Genomic DNA, 3,699 nt, shown 5'->3' with positions numbered 1-3,699 from the left:
CTCGCCTAACTATTTTCTGCTCGCGAAGCTTCGCGAGCAGAAAATAGTTAGGCGAGCGCCCGGGTGGGAGGTCGGGCCGGCCCATCAGCAGGCCCGACAATACTGGGTGGCCGCTCCCGGGCCCGGGAGCCCCGTCCAGCAGGTGGGAGCACGGCGACCGGCAGTTGCGCCAATCGCTTTCGTGCCCCTCCCGCAGCGGGTACCTTCCCCCTATGAAGATCGAAGACATCATCCGAGGCAAGGACGCCGGAGTCGTCACGATCGAACCGTCGGCGTCTGTGGAAGAACTGGTCGCGCTGCTCGGCGAACACCGGATCGGGGCGGCGATCGTCTCCACCGACGGCCGGCACATCGACGGGATCGCCAGCGAGCGCGACGTCGTCCGGGAACTCGGCACGCAGGGCGCCGCGGTGCTGAGCCGCCGGGTCAGCGACATCATGACCGCCACGGTGCACACCTGCTCGCCGGCCGACACCCTGGAGGAGACGGCGCACACCATGACCTACCAGCGGATCCGGCATCTGCCGGTGCTGGTCGACGGCGAGCTGCGCGGCGTGGTCTCCATCGGCGACGTGGTCAAGCACCGCATCGACCAGCTGATGGACGAGCGCAACCACCTGCTCGGCTACCTGCACGCCTGAGCCGGTGGAGCCGACCGACCCTGCCGCGGCGACCGCCGCCCGCGCGTCCGGACTGGAGGTCACGGTGACCCGGCACGGGCCGGTCAGTTCGCTGGCCGAGGCCGCCGCCGTCCGCGGCATCGAGCCGCGCGACATCGTCAAGACGATGGTGGTGCGGCGGGCCGCGGACGACTTCCTGTTCGTCCTGGTGCCGGGCGACGCCGAGATCTCCTGGCCCAAGCTGCGCGCCCTGCTCGGGGTGTCGCGGCTGTCCATGCCGGACGCCGAGACCGCGCACCGCGCCACCGGCTACCGGCGCGGCACGATCACCCCATTCGGGGCTACGACCGCCTGGCCGGTGATCGCGGACGCCTCGATCGCCGGACGCCGGGTGTCGATGGGCAGCGGCGTCCACGGCGTCGCGATGAGTGTGGACGCCGACGCCATGCTCGCCGCCCTCGGTGCGGTCGTCGCCGACATCGTCTGAGACCCAACCTCGAGCCACCCGAAGGGGTGGTTGGGCACCGCCGGGGGCCGACCTAGCCTGGCGGCCAGTGCATCCCGCACCGCACGAAGGAGGAAGCATGGGCATCGGCGACAAGATCCAGAACAAGGCCGAAGAGGTCGGCGGCAAGATCAAGGAAGCCGTCGGGGACGCCACCGACAACGAGCGACTCCAGGCCGAAGGTGCGGCCGATCAGGCCAGTGCGAAGGCCAAGCAGGCCGGCGAGGCCGTCAAGGACGGTGTGAAGGACGCCGCCGAAGACGCCAAGGCGGCCTGGAACAAGGCCACCAACTGAACCTCGATCCACCGAGTCACCGTGGCTCAGACAGGTCACGGTCCCGACGGCGCCGCGTCCCCCGAGCGGCGCCGTCATCATGTCCCGGCCGCCTCGGGCCGTCGCCGATAGGGTGGACGCCATGGAACACGCGGTGATCCGGGTCGACGGCTACGTGCAGGGCGTCGGGTTCCGCTGGTGGGCGATGGGGCTGGCCCGTGAGCTCGGGCTGGTGGGATACGCCCAGAATCTGGTCGACGGCCGGGTCGAGGTCAGCGCACAGGGTTCGGTGGAAGCCCTCGGCACCCTGATCAGGGCGCTGATCGAGCAACCCACCCGGCGCGGGCGTCCGGGCCGGGTCACCGACCACACCGTCGACTGGGTGCCGGTCGATTCGTCGCTGCGCGGCTTCGGGATTCGCGGATAGTCCGGCGCCCCGGACCGCGGTACCGATTTCCGCGCTCGACGCGCTCCGCGCCTCAGGTGAAACGCTTTAGCAAGAATCGAGCGCGGAAATCGGTATTTCTTGGCGCGATGAAATCGTGCTGCCGGAGCGAGGCGACGGCCCATCGGAGGAGATTCGCCGAGGCCCGGATGCGGACGGCACCCGCGGCGTAGGGTCGGGTGCATGACGAAGGTTCTGGTCACCGGCGGGGTGCGCTCGGGCAAATCGCTGTACGCCGAGATGCTGCTCGCCGACGCAGGGCCGGTGAGCTACATCACCCCCGGCTACCCCGCCGATCCAGCGGCCGACCCGGAGTGGGCGGCCCGGGTCTACAGCCATCAGAAGCGCCGGCCCACACATTGGCGGACCGTGGAAACCCTCGATATCGCCCACGCCGTCGCCGAGGCGGACACCCCCGTGCTGATCGACTGCATCGGCACCTGGCTGTCCCGCTCCATCGACACCTGGGGAACCTGGGACCAGCCGTTCGACTCCTGGCGGCACCTCTTCGACGACGCCGTACTGGAACTGCTGGACGCCTGGCGCAACCACGACCACCCCCTGGTGGCGGTGACCAACGAAGTCGGTTGGGGGCTGGTCTCGCAATACGCCTCGGGACGCCTGTTCGCCGACCTCACCGGGCGGGTCAACCAACGGCTCGCCACCGTCTGCGACGAGGTCGTGCTGATGGTGGCCGGACGCCCCCTGCACCTGTAGTCGCTCGGGGACGGTTCTCGACCGACGAAAACCGCACCTTAGGGACGGTTCTCGACCGACCAAAACCGCACCTTAGGGACGCTTCTAGAGGGACCGAACTCGCATCCCGGGGACGGTTCTCGACCGCCGGAATCGCCCTAGAACCGTCCCCGATGAACGAAACTCGACACCCCCAGAACCGTCCCCGACCGACGAGAACCGTCCCCGACGAACGAGTTAGCCGGCGGCCAGCACTATCAGGACGCCGGTCGTCGCCACTTCGACGGCGGCACCGAGCACGTCGCCGGTGATGCCACCGAGCCGCCGGGTGGCGGCCCGGACCAGGTACCAGGCCAGGGCCGCACCGACCGCCGCGGCCAGCGGCCCGAGCCACCAGGACGCCCCGGCCAGCCAGGCCCCGAGGGCCAGCGGGACGGCCAGCACAGCCCAGAGCGTCGCACCGGCGGCCAGCGGGACGCTGGAGGCGAAGACCGTGCCCAGGCCGTCCGGACGAGCGGCGGGCACCCCGCGACGGGCGGCGATCACCAGCGCCCCGCGTCCGGCACACAGGGCCAGAGCCACCGCCAGCCATCCCCAGCCGCGCTCCAGCAGCACTGCCGCGGACGCCACCTGCAATCCGAGCACCACCACCAGGGTCACCACCCCCATAGGGCCCACATCGCCGCGGCGCATGATCTCCAGGGCCCGGGGCGCGGGGCGTCCGGAACCCAGTCCGTCGGCGGTGTCGGCCAGCCCGTCCAGGTGGATCGCCCGGGTCAGCCAGGCCACCAGGCCGACCGCCAGCAGCGCGGCCACCGTCCCCGGCACCACCATGGCCAGCAACCCGGCGGCGCCGGCGGCCAGCACGGCGGCCGGGGCGAAGGCGACCGGGGCGAGCAGGGCGGCAGTCCGGGCGGTGTCCCGATCGACCCGTTGCGGCGGCGCGACCCGGAACACGGTGAGGGTTCCGACCGCCAGCCGCCAGCCGTCCAGGGTGCGCGTACTCACCCGCCCATCATCGCAGCGCCCCCTCCCGCCCGCGCTCGCCTAACTATTTCGGGCTCGCCGAGTTCGGCGAGCCCGAAATAGTTAGGCGAGCGCGGGCGGGAGGGGGCGCTGCGATGATGGGCGGGTGAGTACGCGCACCCTGGACGGCTGG

Annotated in this window: 6 protein-coding genes; 5 read left to right on the top strand and 1 reads right to left on the bottom strand. The window is 71.1% G+C overall.

Translation table 11 applies throughout. The features are described 5' to 3' along the window. Positions 1-212 precede the first annotated feature (212 nt). The 5 genes from QM582_RS03965 to QM582_RS03945 all read left to right on the top strand — a co-directional run bounded on the left by QM582_RS03965 (position 213) and on the right by QM582_RS03945 (position 2,561). Entirely contained in the window at positions 213-641 is a 429-nt protein-coding gene (locus QM582_RS03965; RefSeq protein ID WP_415081954.1) for a CBS domain-containing protein, read from the top strand. 4 nt (positions 642-645) lie between these two features. Continuing rightward, positions 646-1,107: an aminoacyl-tRNA deacylase gene (locus QM582_RS03960; RefSeq protein ID WP_415081952.1), complete on the top strand. Its 462-nt coding sequence runs from the start codon at positions 646-648 to the stop codon at positions 1,105-1,107. 97 nt (positions 1,108-1,204) lie between these two features. After that, positions 1,205-1,420: a CsbD family protein gene (locus QM582_RS03955; protein WP_415081951.1), complete on the top strand. Its 216-nt coding sequence runs from the start codon at positions 1,205-1,207 to the stop codon at positions 1,418-1,420. A 121-nt stretch (positions 1,421-1,541) separates the two neighbouring features. After that, the gene (locus QM582_RS03950) at positions 1,542-1,826 is read left to right on the top strand and encodes an acylphosphatase (RefSeq protein ID WP_415081949.1); all 285 of its coding nucleotides are present in this window, start codon (positions 1,542-1,544) and stop codon (positions 1,824-1,826) included. Positions 1,827-2,027: 201 nt separating this feature from the next. Next, positions 2,028-2,561 (top strand): bifunctional adenosylcobinamide kinase/adenosylcobinamide-phosphate guanylyltransferase, encoded by a 534-nt coding sequence (locus tag QM582_RS03945; protein WP_415081948.1) that lies wholly within the window; start codon positions 2,028-2,030, stop codon positions 2,559-2,561. Between the two features lie 216 nt (positions 2,562-2,777). On the opposite strand, the gene QM582_RS03940 is transcribed toward QM582_RS03945, so the two are convergent. Further along, positions 2,778-3,548: an adenosylcobinamide-GDP ribazoletransferase gene (locus QM582_RS03940; RefSeq protein ID WP_415081946.1), complete on the bottom strand. Its 771-nt coding sequence runs from the start codon at positions 3,546-3,548 to the stop codon at positions 2,778-2,780. Positions 3,549-3,699: the final 151 nt, after the last annotated feature.

The sequence above is a fragment of the Micropruina sp. genome, assembly GCF_047607385.1.
GTDB lineage: Bacteria > Actinomycetota > Actinomycetes > Propionibacteriales > Propionibacteriaceae > Micropruina.
This window is presented reverse-complemented; position numbering and strand designations above follow the sequence as displayed.

Bases quoted from the DNA above. Each gene is read 5' to 3' on its own strand.
- QM582_RS03965 (WP_415081954.1), top strand. From the start codon at position 213: ATGAAGATCGAAGACATCATCCGAGGCAAGGACGCCGGAGTCGTCACG.
- QM582_RS03955 (WP_415081951.1), top strand. From the start codon at position 1,205: ATGGGCATCGGCGACAAGATCCAGAACAAGGCCGAAGAGGTCGGCGGC.
- QM582_RS03950 (WP_415081949.1), top strand. From the start codon at position 1,542: ATGGAACACGCGGTGATCCGGGTCGACGGCTACGTGCAGGGCGTCGGG.
- QM582_RS03945 (WP_415081948.1), top strand. From the start codon at position 2,028: ATGACGAAGGTTCTGGTCACCGGCGGGGTGCGCTCGGGCAAATCGCTG.